Below are 16332 nucleotides of genomic sequence, written 5' to 3'. Positions count from 1 at the left end.
TTTCCGGGATGCCGGGAATGCCGCCAATCCGCTCCAGAAGGGCCTCGTCCGGCCGCCGGACTAGTCGTTTCAGCCGTCGATTCAATGACCTGGGTGCTGCGTTGCGCCACGTTGCGCGGCGGCGAGCGGGCTGACAGTTCCCCAACCGGTCTGTCATCATCCGCCCCTTGTGTCGCCCGGGAGGCGGCCGTCGATCCACTGTCCCTGGGGACCTGCATGTCTCAATCTTCAATGCGCCGCGATGTCGGCCCGTTCGCCCTGATGCTTACCGGCCTGGGCTCGATCATCGGTTCCGGCTGGTTGTTTGGCGCCTGGCGTGCGGCCGGCCTCGCCGGTCCGGGTGCGGTATGGGCCTGGGTGCTTGGCGCCGCCATCATCATGACCATCGCCCTGACCTATGCGGAACTGGGCGCGATGTTCCCCGAGTCCGGCGGCATGGTGCGCTACAGCCACTATTCGCACGGTTCGCTGGTCGGCTTTATCGGTGCGTGGGCCAACTGGATCGCGATCGTCTCGGTGATCCCGGTCGAAGCCGAGGCCTCGGTGCAGTACATGGCCTCGTGGCCGTGGCAGTGGGCGCACGATCTCTACATCCACATGCCCGACGGCCATGGCGAACTGAGCCTGCCCGGCCTGTATATCGCCGCCGTGCTGGTGTTGATCTACTTCCTGGTCAACTTCTGGAGCGTGAAACTGTTCGCGCGCTCCAACACGCTGATCACCGTATTCAAGCTGGTGGTGCCGGCCGCGACTGGCCTGGCCCTGATCGCCAGCGGCTTCCACAGCGAAAACTTCTCGGTGGGCGTGAATGGCGATACGCACGCGATCGACTTTGCCGCCGTGCTGACCGCGGTGGCCACCGCCGGCATCGTCTTCAGCTTCAACGGTTTCCAGAGCCCGGTGAATCTGGCGGGCGAAGCGCGCAATCCGGGCAAGAGCATCCCGTTCGCGGTGATCGGCTCGATCCTGCTCGCCACCGTGGTCTACATCATCCTGCAGGTCGCCTACCTGGGTTCGGTGCCACCGGACATGCTGGCCAAGGCCGGCTGGCACGGCATCGATTTCCGCTCGCCGTTCGCCGAGCTGGCCATCATCGTCAACCTGCACTGGCTGGCGATGCTGCTGTACGTGGATGCGTTCATCAGCCCCAGCGGCACCGGCATGACGTATACCGCCACCACGGCGCGCATGATCTACGGCATGGAGCGCAACGGCACCTTGCCGAAGGTGCTCGGCCGCATTCACCCCAAGTGGGGCGTGCCGCGTCCGGCGATGTGGTTCAACCTGGTCGTGTCCTACCTGTTCCTGTTCCAGTTCCGCGGCTGGGGCACGCTGGCGGCGGTGATTTCGGTCGCTACGATCATCTCGTATCTCACCGGCCCGGTGAGTGCGATGACGCTGCGCCGTACCGCGCCGAACCTGCATCGCCCGTTGCGCATCACCGGCTTGCCGATCCTTGCCGGCGTCGCCTTCATCATGGCGACCGAGCTGCTGTACTGGGCACGCTGGCCGCTCACCGGCGAGATCATCCTGCTGATGGTCGTGGCGCTTCCGGTCTACCTGTATTACCAAGCCAAGGTGAAGTGGCACGACTTCGGCCGCCAGCTTAAGGGCGCGTGGTGGCTGATCTTCTACCTGCCAACGCTGGCGCTGGTGTCGCACGTGGGCAGCACCGACTTCGGTGGCCAGGGCTACCTCAGCTATGGCTGGGACCTGGCCGTCGTCGCCTTGATTGGACTGGTGTTCTACGTGTGGGGCGTGAAGTCCGGCTGGCGCACGCCGTCGGTGGAAGAGGCTGAGGCCAATCCGCACGTGCACGATTGATCGTCAGTGGTGTGACATGAAAGACGCGCGGCTTACCACCGCGCGTTTTTCTTTTGTCGGTGGCAGATTCCCGACAGGCTAGTCGCGCACAGGGTGCGCTCCCACAAGGTTTCGAGTGACCTGTGGGAGCGCGACTCACGAACCCTCAGGCTTCACACCAACGCCAACACATCGCCCAACAACGCCTGCGCCGTCACCTCTGGTCCCGCACCCGGCCCCTGAATCACCAGCGGCTGCGAGTTGTAGCGCGTGGTGCTGAGTGCAAACTGATTGTCGGTGCCGTACAGGCGCGTGGCCGGATGGTTTGCCGGCACTTCGACCAGACCGACGCGCGCACGGCCACGCTGGTTGAGGCGGGCGAGGAAGCGCAATGCACCGCCGCGCGCTTTTGCTTCGGCGTAGCGCGCAGCAAGCGGTTCGTCGAGTTCCTCCAGGCGCGACAGAAAGCTTTCGACGTCGAGCTGTCGCAGGCTTTCCGGCACCAGGCTTTCCACTTCTACTTCATCCGGACGCAACGCAAAACCCGCACAGCGCGCGAGGATCAGCAGCTTGCGCGCCACGTCTTCTCCCGAAAGATCGCTGCGCGGATCGGGCTCGGTATAGCCCAGTTCACGCGCTCGGCGCAGCAGCGCGGAGAACGGCTGGCTGCCGTCGTACTGGTTGAACAGATACGACAGCGAACCGGAGAACACGCCTTCCAGCGTAAGCAATGCATCGCCGCAATGACGCAGGCGACGCAAGGTCGAGATGACCGGAAGCCCCGCGCCGACGGTGGCCGAATCCCCATAGCGTCCGCCCTGCGCAAGCGCCGCCTGCAACGCGCGCCATCCCGGCAGATCGCCACCAGCGAGGGACTTGTTCGCCGTCACCACGTGATACCCACGCGCCAGCCACTCGGCATGGCGCGAGGCGAGCGTGCCGCAGGCGGTGGCGTCGATGATTACCTTGACCGCCGCAGCGTTCGTCTCCAGCGCTTCGAGCAACACCGCGTCATTGCGCACGTCGCCGTGGGTCTTGAGCTTTTCGCGCAAGGCACGGTCAGCGAGCTGCTCCACCTGTGTCTGCTGGCGTCGCGAATTGGCCGCACCCACCAGCCTGATCGATGCCGCCGCCGGCGTGTTGAGCAACTTCAGGAAGGCGCCACCGACCACGCCGGTGCCAAGCAGCACGGCGGCGATGGCCGGAGACGCCTGCGCTTTCGATGCCTGCACAGGCTCGATCAGCACCGCACTCACGCGATCACCCGACGTTTGGCGTGGCTCACCGCTTCGGCGCGGAGCAATGCAGCATCCAGATCGCGCAACAGATCGTCGCCATCTTCAATGCCCACCGACAGGCGCAGGAGCGTGTCAGCGATGCCGGCGGCGCGACGCGCTTCAGGCGCCATCGAGGCATGCGTCATCGAAGCGGGATGCGCCACCAGGCTTTCCACGCCACCGAGCGACTCGGCCAGCGAGTAGTAGTGCAAGCCTTCGACGAAGGCGGCGACCTGCTCCTCGCCGCCCTCCAGCTCAAAGCTCAGCATGGCGCCGAAGCCCTGTTGCTGGCGCGCGGCGAGCGCGTGGCCGACATGGTTCGGCAGGCCCGGGTAATACGTCTTGCGCACGGCCGCATGGCCGTCCAGACGTTCGGCGATGCGTACGGCGTTTTCCTGATGCTGGCGCAAACGCACGTTCAAGGTGCGCAAGCCGCGCAACGTGAGAAAGCTGTCGAACGGCGCGCCGGTCAGACCGTTGCAGTTGCCCCACCACTTCAGCTGCTCGGCAACGGCGGCATCGCGTGCCACCACCGCGCCGCCCACCACATCGCTGTGGCCGTTGATGTACTTGGTGGTGGAATGCACCACCACGTCAGCGCCCAGGGTCAGCGGCTGTTGCAGCGCCGGCGAGAGGAAGGTGTTGTCGACCACCACCAGCGCGCCCACGGCATGCGCAGCCTGCGCCACGTGGCGGATATCGGTGATGCGCAGCAGCGGGTTCGACGGCGTCTCCACCCACACCAGCGACGGTTTCGCAGCCAGGCCTTCGGCCAGCGAGTGCGCATTGGTGAGATCGACGAAACGGACCTGGAAGCGGCCCTTCCTGGCCCAGGCATCCAGCAGTCGCCAGGTGCCGCCGTAGCAATCGTGCGCAGCGAGCACCAGGGCACCGGCAGGCACCAGTTCCAGCGCCAGCGCCACCGCCGCCATGCCACTGGCCGTGACCACCGCGCCCACACCCTGCTCCAGCTCGGCCAGGGCCTCCGCCAGCAGATCGCGGGTCGGGTTGCCGCTGCGCGAGTAGTCATACGCGCGCTTCTTGCCGAAGCCTTCGAATGCATAGTTGGTCGACAGATGCAGCGGCGGCACCACCGCGCCGTGCTGGGTGTCTGATTCGATGCCGGCGCGCACGGCGCGGGTGAACAGGCTGGGGGTGTCGCTCATGGTGAATCTCCGTGCGTGATGCGTTTTGAATTCGGGTCAACAACCGGCCAGCGCGTCGCGCAGCAGCGGCGCGAGGCGGTCGGTTTCCTTGAGGAAGGCGTCGTGGCCGTAGGGCGACTCGACCACTTCGAGCGTGGCCGGGCCATGCAGGCGGCGCTGCAGCTCGCACAGGTCGGCCAGCGGCACCAGGCGATCGGACGGGAAGCCGATCAGCGTGGCCGGCGCGGCCACCTGCTCGGGCGTCACGTCATGCAGGTCGATGGATTCGGACAAGGCCAGAAAGCGCTCGACATCGAAGCGCTCAACAAAGCGGCGGCCGGCGTGTTCGAGATAGTCCTCGACCGGGAAATGGAAACGGCCGTCGCGATACTCCGGCGCGGCATTGAAGCGCCGCGCGAATTCCTCGCTGCCGCGATAGGTGGTCATGGCCAGCTGGCGCGCCAGCGACAAGGCCTCGTCGGACTGACCGCTGGCCAGCCCCAGCCGCACGATGCCGCGCTGCACCGAGCGCTGCGCCGTGGCGAGCGGATGCGGGCGGTGCGCGCCAGCCAGCAGCACCAGCCGACCCAGGGCATAGGGGTGTCGCGCGGCAAAGGCCAGGGCCACCATGGCGCCGTAGGACGAACCGATGAAGGCATGCACGCGGCCAATGCCGAGCGAGTCCACCAGGGCGGCGAGCACGTCAGCCTGGTCCTCACTGGACACGGCCTGCGCGCCATCGAGATCGGCCGGGGTGATCCAGTCGATGGAAAGCACGCGATAGCGGTCCAGATCCAGCGGCTGGCCGGCGCCCACCTGGGACTGCCACCAGCCCGGCGGGGTCTCGCCATCCAGCGCCACCACGTCACGCGTGGCCGAGATGCCGCCCTGCACGATTACCGTGGGCGCATCCGGCGCGCCGCACCACAGGTAGCCCACTTCCAGTTCGCACGGCGCGCTGCCGTACTTGGGCGTGATGACGATGCGACGGCTGCAGCGCTGGGTGGTCAGGTCCGGCCGCATGCCGCCAGCGACCGCGGCGTGAGCGGTGGCGACGGACGGGATGGGTTGCGGCTGGCTGGACATGGGGCTCTTCTCCGGTCGGCATCGACCTGCGGACCGGAGAGGAGAGCAAGGCACGACCGGCACGGGGCGCGGTGGTGCTGGTTTGCCCTCATCTCGCGGCTTGCGCCCTAGGCGCTGCCGCAGGAATTGGCACCGTCGCGGAAAATTCCGCAGGTTGCCCCGGCTTCAAAGGGCCTGTCCCTCCGCCGGTCTCGATGAGTAAAGGGGAATCTAACGAGCCTGATCTGCTGTGTCAATAGACGTCTAAACGTCTATGCATCTAGCCATCGACATTTTTCGACGGATGTGACGGTTACAGCTGCAACCACATCAAGCCCGCGCCCGGCCTGCAAGGAGGCCGGGCGCGGCGATCATCATTGCTTCACCGCAACGAATGCCATGCTGCGATCGTGCAGTTTGTCGTCCATCAGGACCTTCATGGTCTTGCCATCGGCGGACACGGTGGAGGTAAGTACATTCACCACCTTGCCGTCGCGCTTGTCGGTTTCCACCATCGACATCTTGCCGGTCTGCTTCACGGTCACGCTGTTGATGCCCGGATCGCCCTTGTACGGCGCTTCGGTCCCGTCCAGTTTCGCCTGATAGGACTGGCCCGTCGGCGCGCTCATGTGGAGCATGCCGCCCTCCTCCTTGAAGGTGATTTCGGTGGCGTTCTCCGACATATTGGCGATATTGGCGGTGACCCATGAGCCCGATACCGCATGCGAGCCTGCAGGGCCCGCCGCCACTTGTTTCATCTCGCCATTGCCGGTGACCGGCGCACCGCTGCTGTTGCTGCTGTCGCTGAACTCGAAATGCGCGGTCTTGCCGTCGGGTGCCACGGTAATCGTCGTGGTGGCGACGACCTTGCCGCCCTTCTTGTCGGTTTCCTTGATGGTGTGCGCATCCACCACCTGCACGGCCATCGAATCGAGATACGGATGGCCGCTGACCGCATGATCCTGCCCGTCCGCTTTGATGCTCACTGGTGGCACGCAGGTCTTGCAGTCGTACATGCCGTCCTTGAGCACGAAGACATCGGGCTTCTTGGGCATCTGCACCTTGCTCATGTCGACCTTCCAGGTGCCGTCGAACGGCCCATCGGCCATCGCGGCAACGGGAAACAGCAGAAGCAGGCACAGGCCTAGCGATACTGACTTGTTCATGGAGGTGACTCCCCGGAGTAAGGAATGGCCAGGCCATGCCCTAACCCCCAGGTGCCACGTCCTTGTCCTTCGGGCGCCAAGACCCAGCCCGATCAACCTACGCCGGGGGCAGCACCACAGCCACTGGCCGGAAGGGTTAGTTTTGACGGGTTTGCGGGCCTCTACGCGGGCTGCAACACTGCGCGCCTGACCTCTCTGCCCCTGGATTCCGATGTCACTCGTCGCCCATCTCGTTGTTGCCCTCGTCGCCCTGCTCCACGTGTGGTTCCTGGTGCTGGAGATGTTCCTGTGGACTCGCCCCGCCGGTCGCCGCGCCTTTGGGCTGAGCCAAGAGTTTGCCGAGCAGTCCAAAGTGCTGGCGGCGAACCAGGGCCTGTACAACGGCTTTCTGGCGGCCGGACTGGGCTGGGGCCTGTGGCTGGGCGACGCCGGGCGCCCGATCACGCTGTTCTTCCTGGGCTGCGTGCTGGTGGCCGGGATCTATGGCGGCTTCACCGCCAGCCGCAAGGTGCTGTGGATCCAGGCCCTGCCTGCCCTGATCGGCATCGTGCTGGTGGTGCTGTCCTGAGCGTTTGCGAAGGCGGGCCTGCATCGGACCCTCCTCTGTGCGATGCTTTTCTTCCCCGCCAGCACCGGCCTGTCATGACTCTCGTGCCTCAGGAAGCGGTCGGCGACCGTTTCGACCCGCAACAGATGCAACATGCCCGCGAACGCACGTGGGCGGCGCTGCACGGCATCCGCGAGCGCATGCGTCCGGGCATTTCCGAGGATGAGGCGAAGGCCGAAGCCGCCGAGGTGTTCCGCGCGCTGGGCATGGAGCGGCTGTGGCATCCGGTGATCATCCGCATCGGCCGCAATACCACCAAGACTTATCGCGAGCGTTCCGAGCCGGTCCGGCTGGGCGAGAACGACATCTATTTCATCGACCTGGGCCTGGTGTTCGAAGGCCATGAAGGCGATGTGGGCGACACCTTCGTGGTGGGCAACGCGCCGGAGCTGCAGGCCTGCGCGGATGCCGCAAGAGAGCTGTTCCGCGTCACCGCCGATGCATGGCGGAGCCAAGGCCTCAGCGGCGAAGCCTTGTACACGTTTGCCGAGCAGCAGGCTCAGGCCATGGGCTGGCGCCTCAACCATGAGATCAAAGGTCATCGCGTCAGCGACTTCCCTCATTCGGTGCACAAGGCGGGCGATCTGGGCGAATACGGCGAACCACCGTCCAGCGGGTTATGGATCCTTGAGATCCAGATCGCGCACCCGACCGAGCCCTACGGCGCGTTCTACGAGGACCTGCTGACCCGCGACTAGTCGCCGAACAAACCGTTATCGGTGCATCAGTTAGCATGCACTCACTCCCCGCCCGCCCGAGTGCTCTGCATGTCCCCTGTTTCACCTCATCGAACGGCCGAGGCCGCTCGAACGTCGCATGCGGCTGCCTCCTCGGATCGGCTCAAATTCAACGGCGACAACACGTTCCAGCGCGAGTTGCGACGGCGTGTCGAGGCCCATTTCAAGCACAGCGGGCAAAAGCAGCGCGACGGCGCGGCCATCTATCTGAAGACGGCGATCATCCTGGCGAGCTTCGTCGCCACGTATGTGCTGCTGGTCTTTTTCGCGGCCACCTGGTGGCAGGGCGTGCTGTTCAGCGTCGCGCTCGGCGTGGCGACCGCGCAGATCGGCTTCAACATCATGCACGACGCCGGCCATCAGGCCTTCTCCGAGCATCGCCGCGTCAACAAGTGGATGGCCATGACGTTGGACCTGGTCGGTGGCAGCTCGTATGTGTGGCACTGGAAGCACGCGCATTTTCACCACACGAATACCAACATCGACGGCTACGACAGCGACATCAACCTCGGTGCGCTGGCGCGCTTCGCGCCGCAGCAGAAGCACTATTGGCATCATCGCTGGCAGCACATCTATCTGTGGATGTTGTACGGCCTGACGGTGGTGAGCTGGCATTTGCATGACGATTTTCGCGACGTGATCACCGGCACCATCGGCAAGCGCCGCTTTCCGCGCCCCAAAGGCAAGGATCTGGCGGTCTTCGTCATCGGCAAGCTGGTGTTCTTCACGCTGGCCCTGGGCCTGCCACTGATCTTCCATTCGGTGAGCGCCGTGCTGCTTTGCTATGGCCTGGTCGCCGTGGTGGCGGGTCTGCAGCTGGCCCTGGTGTTCCAGCTCGCACATGCGGTGGAAGAGGCCGCGTTTCCCGAGCCCAGCGAACCGGGCCACATGAACACGCCGTGGGCGATCCATCAGCTGCAAACCACGGCGAATTTCTCGCGCGACAACCGGCTCGTCACTTGGCTGGTCGGCGGCCTGAATTTCCAGGTCGAGCACCATCTGTTTCCGCGCATTTGCCACGTGCATTACCCGGCCATCTCAAAGGTGGTCGAAGCCACCTGCCGCGAATACGGTGTGCCCTATCACGCCAATGCCTCGTTTGGCGCGGGCCTCGCCTCGCACTACCGGTGGCTGAAGCGCATGGGCCAGCCGGAGGCCCTAGCAGCGACCGTGGTGCTGGAACCCCTCCCGCAAAACTGAACGACTCGGCGGGCTGGCCTGCCGGAAGCCAGGCGCAGCCGGGCCGGCGGGGCGCCAAACCCGGCTGGCCGGCCGTTCCACGCTATCATTGGCGGCTAGCCTTCCTGCCGACCCCGCCTCCATGTCTGCCCACCTGACCGAAACCCGCCGCCGCCGCACCTTCGCCATCGTCAGCCACCCTGACGCGGGCAAGACCACGCTGACCGAAAAGCTGCTGCTGTTCGGCGGTGCGATCCAGATGGCCGGCTCGGTGAAGGGCCGCAAGGCGGCCCGCCACGCCACGTCCGACTGGATGGCGCTGGAAAAGGAGCGCGGCATTTCGGTGACCTCGTCGGTGATGCAGTTTCCGTACGAAGGCCGCATCGTCAACCTGCTCGACACCCCGGGCCACGCGGACTTCTCCGAAGACACCTATCGCGTGCTCACCGCGGTGGACTCCGCGCTGATGGTGATCGACTGCGCCAAGGGCGTGGAAGAACGCACCATCAAGCTGATGGAGGTGTGCCGCCTGCGCGACACGCCCATCATGACCTTCATCAACAAGCTCGACCGCGAAGGCCGCTCGCCCATCGAACTGCTGGACGAAGTGGAATCCGTGCTGGGCATCGCCTGCGCGCCGCTCACCTGGCCGATCGGCATGGGCAAGCGCCTCAAGGGCGTGTACCACCTGCTGCTCGATGAAGTGCACGTGTTCGAGCAGGGCAAGAACTTCACGCGCCAGGACTCGACCATCTTCAAGGGCCTCGATGCACCGGGCCTGGAAGCGATGATCGGTGCCGAGGCGCTGTCGGAACTGCGCGACGAGCTGGAACTGGTGCAAGGCGCCTCGCATCCGTTCGATATCGAGCAGTACCTCGCCGGCAAGCTCACGCCGGTGTTCTTCGGTTCGGCGGTGAACAATTTCGGCGTGCAGCTGCTGCTGGATTTCTTCGTCGAGCACGCACCGTCGCCGCGTTCGCGCGCCACGCTGTCGCGCGAAGTAAAGCCGGAAGAAGAAGCCCTCACCGGTTTCGTGTTCAAGATCCAGGCCAATATGGATCCCGCGCATCGCGACCGCATCGCCTTCATGCGCGTGTGCTCGGGCACCTATAGCGCCGGCATGAAGATGATGCAGACGCGCACCGGCAAGGACGTGCGCATCGCCAACGCGCTCACCTTCATGGCCAGCGACCGCGAAATCGTCGAGAGCGCGTATCCCGGCGATGTGATCGGCCTGCACAACCACGGCACCATCGGCATCGGCGATACCTTCACCGAAGGCGAGATGGTGAGCTTCACCGGCATTCCCAACTTCGCACCGGAACTGTTCCGCCGCGCGCGCCTGCGCGATCCGCTGAAGATGAAGGCGCTGCAGAAGGGCCTGGCGCAGCTGTCCGAAGAAGGCGCCACGCAGTTCTTCCGTCCGCTGATGAGCAACGACCTGATCCTGGGCGCGGTCGGCGTGCTGCAGTTCGACGTGGTGGCTTATCGCCTGAAGGACGAGTACGGCGTGGACGCCAGCTTCGAGCAGGTCACCGTCGCCACCGCGCGCTGGATCCACTGCGACGATGCCAAGAAGCTCGAGGAATTCCGCGAGAAGAACGCCAACAACCTGGCCATCGATGCGGCCGGCGAACTGGTCTATCTCGCGCCGTCGCGAGTGAACCTGCAGTTGGCGCAAGAGCGCTCGCCCGGCGTGCGTTTCTCGGCGACGCGCGAGCACGCGACCTCGCTGGATCTGTAAGCCGGATGGGCGGCCCCGGCAACGGCCGGGGCCTGCTACCCTCCCCTTCATTCTCAGGGGAATCCATCCATGCCAGCAGGACAGCTCGCCTTCACCACGCCCGCCACCGCCACGCCGTGGCAACGCTGGATGGTGTTCTCGCCGATGGGCCGCATCTTCTTTTTCGGCGCATTGTGCTTTGTGCTGTTCAAGCTCGTTTCCGTGAGCGTTGCAGCCATGGGCCTGGTCGGCCCTGGCGTGTCGCCGTTGTCGCGCGCCGTCGGCATTCTTGCGATGGAGCTGATTTCATCGCTCGTGGCGTATGCCGTGCTGGTGAAGGCCATCGAACGCCGCCCCCTGCGAGAACTTGCGGTGCGCGACATGTTCACGCTCGGCCTCGCCGGACTGCTGGCTGGCGCCTTGCTGATCAGCCTTGTCGTGTTCGTGCTATGGCTCGCCGGCAGCTATCACGTCACCGGTACGAACCCGGACGTGGACTGGCTGCCAGCGGTACTGCTGACGGGCATTGGCGCCGGCGTGTTTGAGGAAATCGTCGCGCGCGGCATCCTCTTCCGCACGCTCGAAGAAGGCCTCGGCACCTGGTGGGCGCTGGCCATCTCGGCGGTGTTCTTCGGCGCGGCCCATATCTTCAATCCCGGTGCCACGCTGTGGAGCTCGCTCGCCATCGCGATCGAGGCCGGCATTTTGCTGGCCCTGCTCTATCACGTGACGCGCTCGCTGTGGCCGTGCATCGGACTGCATGCGGCATGGAATGTGATGCAGGGCACGGTCTACGGCATACCGGTTTCGGGCACGGCCGCCCACGGCTGGCTGGTGTCCAATTGCACCGGGCCGGACTGGTTGAGCGGCGGCGTGTTCGGTGCTGAGGCTTCGGTCGTCGCGCTGATCGTCTGCTCCTCCTGCTCGGCCCTGTTGCTGATCGTGGCCGTGCGTCGCGGCAGCATCGTGCCGCCATCGTGGCGTCGTATCTCCAGCAAGTCCTGAGGCCAGCTATCGTCTTCACAAATCTGCGGATACCCTGAAGGGAACCGCCCCGGCCTGGCAGGACTGCCAGGCCTTGCCCATTGTGAAGACGTATGGCCGCCCCGAAAAACCGCTATTCCTGGCTGGCCCACCAGCCGATGCAGCAGAAAATCCTGGTCGCGATCGGCACCCTCGTGTTGCTGTTCGTGATCTGCAGCGTCGTCAGCTTGCAGTCGTTGTCGCGGCAGGACGTCAGTACGCACTGGTCGCGGCACACCTACGACGTGCGCGCCAAGATCGACGACGTGACCGAACAACTGCAGGCCAGCCAGATGGCGCTGCGCGGTTTCCTGCTCAACCCGCAAGGCTCTGAGCTGGCAGCGCACCAGCAGGCCGACGCGGCGCTCGCCCGGGACCTGAGCGAGCTGCGCACCCTGACGAGCGACAACCCGCTGCAGCAAGGCCGCATCGACCGTATCGAATCGATGGCGGACCAATGGCAGAAGGACGCACTGGCCAACGGCATCGAGCCGATGCAGGCGATCCGTGCCAACGACGCCACCGAAGTGGCGATGGAACGCGTGCGTGTGCAGACCAGCTACCTCGCGCACCGCACCGTCTTCGTGGCCGACATCCTCGGCGTACTCAAGCAGATGGACGATACCGAGGCTGCCCTGCTGGACCAGCGCGAAGCCACGCAACAGCGCGACGTGAGGGAAGTACGCGCCGTCACCTGGATCACCATGCTGCTCAGCCTGCTGCTCGGCGGCTCGGTGGTGTACATGACGTTCCGCCTGATCACGCGCCCGATTCGCCGCATGACGGATCTGATGACGCGCCTGGCCAGCCACGATCACAGCGTGGAAATACGCCAGCTGGAACGTCGCGACGAAATCGGCGAGATCGCCCGGGCCCTGCAGGTGTTCAAGCAGATGGCCATCGAAACCGCGGCGCAGACCTGGGTGAAGACGCAGGTTTCGCAGATCGCCAGCGACCTGCAGAAAGTGGAGACCGAACGCGACTTCGCCGAGCAGCTCACCGGCACGCTGGGACCGCTGCTCGAATGCGGCGTGGGCGTGTTCTATCGTTTTGACGAGCAGGATCAGCGATTGCGTCTGCAGGGGAGCTACGGTTACCAGCAGCGTCGCCACCTGAGCACCGAATACGCGCTGGGTGAAGGACTGGTCGGCCAGAGCGCGCTGGAACGCAAGCCGATCACGCTGCAGGACGTGCCCGACGATTACGTGCGCATCCATTCCGGCAGCGGGGAGGCGTCGCCGAACACCATCAGCGTGCTGCCGCTGATCCTGCGGGACAAACTGCTCGGTGTGCTGGAACTGGCCAGCTTTCACCATTTCAGCGAACCCCAGCAGCGCCTCTTGAACGAACTGCTGCCGATTGCGTCGCTGTCGCTGGAGAACCTGGGCCGCGCCATTCGCACGCAGGACTTGCTCAAGCGCACCAGCGAGCAGGCCGACGAGCTGCGCGCTTCGGAAGAAACGCTGCGCCGCCAACAGCAGGATCTTCAGGTCACCAACGAAGAGCTCAACGCCAAGACCCACGAGCTGCAGGAGCAATCCCAGCGCCTGCTCGCGTCGGAAGAAGAACTGCGCGTGCAAACGGAAGAACTTCAGGCATCCAACGAAGAACTGCGCCAGAAGACCGACACGCTCAACCAGCAGAAACACGTGCTGGAAACCTTGCAGCGCGAAACGCAGGAGAAGGCAGAGGAACTGGCCCGCGCCAGCCAGTACAAATCCGAATTCCTCGCCAACATGTCGCACGAGTTGCGCACTCCGCTCAACAGCCTGCTGATCCTGTCGCGCAGTCTTGCCGACAACCGCGAGGGCAACCTTGATGGGGAGCAGGTCGAATCGGCGCGCATCATCCACGACTCGGGCAGCAACCTGCTGCGCCTGATCAACGACATCCTCGATCTGTCCAAGGTCGAAGCCGGCAAGATGGACGTCGTACTGGACGATTTCCCGCTGGCCGACCTGGAACGCGCGCTCAAGCGCACCTTCAACCATGTGGCGCAGGACAAGCAGATCGACTTCATCGTGAAGATCGATGCTGGTTTGCCGACCACGCTGCGCACCGACGCCACCAAGCTCGAGCAGATCGCCAACAACCTCATCGGCAATGCCTTCAAGTTCACCCACCAGGGTTCGGTCACGGCGCATATCGGGCGCCCCTCGGCGGCCATCAGCCTGCCGCCGGGCATGCAGGGCAAGGATGTGATCGCCATCGCCGTGACCGACACCGGCATCGGTATTCCGCCGGATAAAGCGCAGAAGATTTTCCAGGCGTTCGAACAGGTCGACGCCAGCACCAGCCGCCAGTACGGCGGCACCGGCCTGGGCCTGACCATATCCAAGCGCATCGCTGAATTGCTCGACGGCGACATCGTGCTGCACAGCGAGGTTGGGCACGGCAGCACATTCACCATCTTGCTGCCGCTGGAAGGGCCCTCCGGCGTCCCCATCACGGCACCCTCCAGCAGCGTGGCAGCGCCCAGCCCAATCCGACCCACGATGACTCAGGCGCTGCTGCCGGAAACCATCGAAGACGATCGCGCCAGCGTGATGCCGGGCGACACTGCCATCCTCATCATCGAGGACGATCCGGTGTTCGCGCGCATCCTCGCCGACATGGTCCGTCGTAAGGGCTATCGCGTGCTCGCCGCCGCCGATGGCGAGTCGGGCCTGCAACTGGCGGCAAAGCACAGCCCCACCGGCATCCTGCTCGACGTGATGCTGCCGGGCATGGATGGCTGGACGGTGATCGAGCGCCTGAAGGAAAACGCCGCTACGCGGCACGTCCCCGTGCACTTCATTTCCGCGGTGGACGAAGCGAACCGCGGCCGCGACCTGGGTGCCGTGGGCTTTCTCACCAAGCCGGTCAGCCGCGAAGCGATCGGCGATGCTTTCGATCGGCTGCTGCATTTTGCCGAAGGCCGCATGCGGCACCTGCTGATCGTGGACGACGACGCCGATTCGCGCGCCGCCATGCGCACCCTGCTGCGCAACGAGGACGTCACCATCGAGGAAGCCGGCAGCGCCGAAGAGGCACTCGAGCGCATGCGCGACACCACCTACGACTGCATCGTGCTCGACCTCGGCCTGCCAGGTATCTCGGGCATCGAGTTTCTCGAGCGCCTCTCCGCGGCCGGCAGCATTCCGCCGGTGGTGGTCTATTCGGGCCGCGAGCTGAGCCGCGAGGAAAGCCTGAAGCTGCGCCAGTACACCGACAGCATCGTCATCAAGGGCGCACGCTCGCCGGAACGCCTGCTGGATGAAGTGAGCCTGTTCCTGCACAGCATCCAGGGTGGCCGCGTGCGTCAGGTCGCTGTGGGCGCAAAGGCGGCGGCGTCGCCCGCACCGTCGATCACCGACGCCCACGAACTCGTCCATCGCAAGGTACTGCTGGTGGATGACGACATGCGTAACCTGTTCGCGCTGTCCAAGGTGCTGCGTGGCTGGGGCATGCACGTGACGATGGCGCAGGACGGCCTGAAAGCGCTCAAGGCATTGGCCGACAACAGCGATATCGAACTGGTGCTGATGGACGTGATGATGCCGGTGATGGACGGCTACGACACCATCCGCGAGATCCGTGCGCAGCCGCAGCTGGCCAAGCTGCCGATCATCGCGCTCACGGCGAAGGCGATGCGCGGTGATCGCGAGAAATGCCTGGAAGTTGGCGCCAACGATTACTTGTCCAAACCGATCGACATCGACAAGCTGTCGTCGATGATGCACGTGTGGCTGCACCGATGAGCAAGCGGGCCGACAAGGCGAACGTGGTCGACACGGCGCTCGAAGATATCGAGATCGAGCTGTTCGTGCGCGCGCTCAAGCTGCGTCATGGCTACGACTTCACCCAGTACGCGCCGGCCTCGCTGAAGCGGCGCGTGCTGCAGCTGGCCCACGCGCAGCACGCCGATACGGTGAGCGCGCTGACCACCCGCGTGCTGCATGAGGCCAATTTCCTGCCCGCCGTGCTGGAAGGCTTGTCGGTGCCGGTATCGGAAATGTTCCGCGACCCGGATGTGTTCCGCGCGCTGCGCGAGCAGGTGTTTCCGGTGCTCGCCTCCTATCCGCAGATCAACATCTGGCAGGCCGGCTGCGCACATGGGCAGGAAGTCTATTCGCTGGCCATCCTGCTCGAAGAGGCCGGCCTGTACGACCGCACGCAGATCTACGCCACCGACTTCAACGAGGCCGCGCTCAAGCACGCGCAGGAAGGAATCTACCCCTCACGCGATGCGCAGCTGTGGTCGCGCAACTATCTCGCTGCCGGCGGCAGCCATACGCTGGCGGACTATTACAGCGCACGCTACGAATTGATCAAACTGGATCAGCGCCTGCGCCGCAATGTGACGTTCGCCAATCACAACCTGGTCACCGACGAAGTGTTCTGCGAAGCGCATCTGGTGCTGTGCCGCAACGTGCTGATCTATTTTTCGGACCCGTTGCAGGACCGCACGCTGGCGCTGTTTCGCGACAGCCTGGTACGCGGTGGCTTCCTCTGCCTGGGCACGCGCGAAAGCCTGGATTTCGCGCCCGCGGCTGCCGACTTCGTGCCGGTGGATGCGGCACGCCGCATCTATCGCCTCGGCGCACGCGGCGCAGGCAAAGAGTGAC

At 64.9% G+C, this 16332-nt stretch carries 12 protein-coding genes and 1 riboswitch; of the genes, 8 read left to right on the top strand and 4 right to left on the bottom strand.

Features of this window, described 5'->3' with window-relative positions:
* The first annotated feature begins 216 nt into the window (after positions 1-216).
* Positions 217-1824 carry an APC family permease gene (locus AC1DE1_RS07775; protein WP_441604949.1) on the top strand — a complete coding sequence of 536 codons (1608 nt, stop codon included), beginning with the start codon at positions 217-219 and terminating at the stop codon, positions 1822-1824.
* 152 nt (positions 1825-1976) lie between these two features.
* Here the strand turns inward: AC1DE1_RS07775 and AC1DE1_RS07770 are convergent, their stop codons facing one another.
* The 4 genes from AC1DE1_RS07770 to AC1DE1_RS07755 all read right to left on the bottom strand — a co-directional run bounded on the left by AC1DE1_RS07770 (position 1977) and on the right by AC1DE1_RS07755 (position 6456).
* Positions 1977-3059, bottom strand: coding sequence for a homoserine dehydrogenase family protein (locus AC1DE1_RS07770; protein ID WP_477175282.1), 1083 nt, complete (start codon positions 3057-3059; stop codon positions 1977-1979).
* The gene (metB, locus tag AC1DE1_RS07765; RefSeq protein ID WP_477179044.1) at positions 3056-4246 is read right to left on the bottom strand and encodes a cystathionine gamma-synthase; all 1191 of its coding nucleotides are present in this window, start codon (positions 4244-4246) and stop codon (positions 3056-3058) included. Before metB ends, AC1DE1_RS07770 begins: the two co-directional genes overlap by 4 nt.
* A 36-nt stretch (positions 4247-4282) precedes the next feature.
* Positions 4283-5311, bottom strand: a complete 1029-nt coding sequence (gene metX / locus AC1DE1_RS07760; RefSeq protein ID WP_477175280.1) for a homoserine O-succinyltransferase MetX — start codon at positions 5309-5311, stop codon at positions 4283-4285.
* Between the two features lie 85 nt (positions 5312-5396).
* Positions 5397-5512: riboswitch (SAM riboswitch) on the bottom strand.
* A 152-nt stretch (positions 5513-5664) separates the two neighbouring features.
* Entirely contained in the window at positions 5665-6456 is a 792-nt protein-coding gene (locus AC1DE1_RS07755; RefSeq protein ID WP_477175279.1) for a hypothetical protein, read from the bottom strand.
* Positions 6457-6667: 211 nt separating this feature from the next.
* Between AC1DE1_RS07755 and AC1DE1_RS07750 the strand changes: the two genes are divergently transcribed.
* The 7 genes from AC1DE1_RS07750 to AC1DE1_RS07720 all read left to right on the top strand — a co-directional run bounded on the left by AC1DE1_RS07750 (position 6668) and on the right by AC1DE1_RS07720 (position 16331).
* Positions 6668-7024, top strand: a complete 357-nt coding sequence (locus AC1DE1_RS07750) for a DUF1304 domain-containing protein (RefSeq protein WP_477175278.1) — start codon at positions 6668-6670, stop codon at positions 7022-7024.
* A gap of 74 nt (positions 7025-7098) precedes the next feature.
* Positions 7099-7761 carry a M24 family metallopeptidase gene (locus AC1DE1_RS07745; RefSeq protein WP_477175277.1) on the top strand — a complete coding sequence of 221 codons (663 nt, stop codon included), beginning with the start codon at positions 7099-7101 and terminating at the stop codon, positions 7759-7761.
* A 69-nt stretch (positions 7762-7830) separates the two neighbouring features.
* Positions 7831-9000, top strand: coding sequence for a fatty acid desaturase family protein (locus tag AC1DE1_RS07740; RefSeq protein ID WP_477175276.1), 1170 nt, complete (start codon positions 7831-7833; stop codon positions 8998-9000).
* Positions 9001-9121: 121 nt separating this feature from the next.
* A complete protein-coding gene (locus AC1DE1_RS07735) occupies positions 9122-10723 on the top strand; it encodes a peptide chain release factor 3 (RefSeq protein ID WP_477175275.1) in 1602 nt (533 codons plus the stop codon).
* A gap of 69 nt (positions 10724-10792) precedes the next feature.
* Positions 10793-11707, top strand: a complete 915-nt coding sequence (locus tag AC1DE1_RS07730) for a lysostaphin resistance A-like protein (RefSeq protein ID WP_477175274.1) — start codon at positions 10793-10795, stop codon at positions 11705-11707.
* Between the two features lie 92 nt (positions 11708-11799).
* The gene (locus tag AC1DE1_RS07725) at positions 11800-15465 is read left to right on the top strand and encodes a response regulator (protein WP_477175273.1); all 3666 of its coding nucleotides are present in this window, start codon (positions 11800-11802) and stop codon (positions 15463-15465) included.
* On the top strand, positions 15462-16331 hold the full coding sequence (locus AC1DE1_RS07720; RefSeq protein ID WP_477175272.1) for a CheR family methyltransferase: 870 nt from the start codon (positions 15462-15464) through the stop codon (positions 16329-16331). The genes AC1DE1_RS07725 and AC1DE1_RS07720 overlap by 4 nt, the downstream gene beginning before the upstream one ends.
* Position 16332: the final 1 nt, after the last annotated feature.

This window comes from Dyella sp. 05T440, assembly GCF_056395965.1.
Note: the sequence above shows the minus strand (reverse complement) of the source record. Positions and strands in the feature narration are given on the sequence as shown.

What these genes read in the sequence shown, in the direction of transcription:
- AC1DE1_RS07775 (WP_441604949.1), top strand. Translation starts at nt 217, where the DNA reads ATGTCTCAATCTTCAATGCGCCGCGATGTCGGCCCGTTCGCCCTGATG.
- metB (WP_477179044.1), bottom strand. Translation starts at nt 4,246, where the DNA reads ATGAGCGACACCCCCAGCCTGTTCACCCGCGCCGTGCGCGCCGGCATC.
- metX (WP_477175280.1), bottom strand. Translation starts at nt 5,311, where the DNA reads ATGTCCAGCCAGCCGCAACCCATCCCGTCCGTCGCCACCGCTCACGCC.
- AC1DE1_RS07755 (WP_477175279.1), bottom strand. Translation starts at nt 6,456, where the DNA reads ATGAACAAGTCAGTATCGCTAGGCCTGTGCCTGCTTCTGCTGTTTCCC.
- AC1DE1_RS07750 (WP_477175278.1), top strand. Translation starts at nt 6,668, where the DNA reads ATGTCACTCGTCGCCCATCTCGTTGTTGCCCTCGTCGCCCTGCTCCAC.
- AC1DE1_RS07745 (WP_477175277.1), top strand. Translation starts at nt 7,099, where the DNA reads ATGACTCTCGTGCCTCAGGAAGCGGTCGGCGACCGTTTCGACCCGCAA.
- AC1DE1_RS07740 (WP_477175276.1), top strand. Translation starts at nt 7,831, where the DNA reads ATGTCCCCTGTTTCACCTCATCGAACGGCCGAGGCCGCTCGAACGTCG.
- AC1DE1_RS07735 (WP_477175275.1), top strand. Translation starts at nt 9,122, where the DNA reads ATGTCTGCCCACCTGACCGAAACCCGCCGCCGCCGCACCTTCGCCATC.
- AC1DE1_RS07730 (WP_477175274.1), top strand. Translation starts at nt 10,793, where the DNA reads ATGCCAGCAGGACAGCTCGCCTTCACCACGCCCGCCACCGCCACGCCG.
- AC1DE1_RS07725 (WP_477175273.1), top strand. Translation starts at nt 11,800, where the DNA reads ATGGCCGCCCCGAAAAACCGCTATTCCTGGCTGGCCCACCAGCCGATG.
- AC1DE1_RS07720 (WP_477175272.1), top strand. Translation starts at nt 15,462, where the DNA reads ATGAGCAAGCGGGCCGACAAGGCGAACGTGGTCGACACGGCGCTCGAA.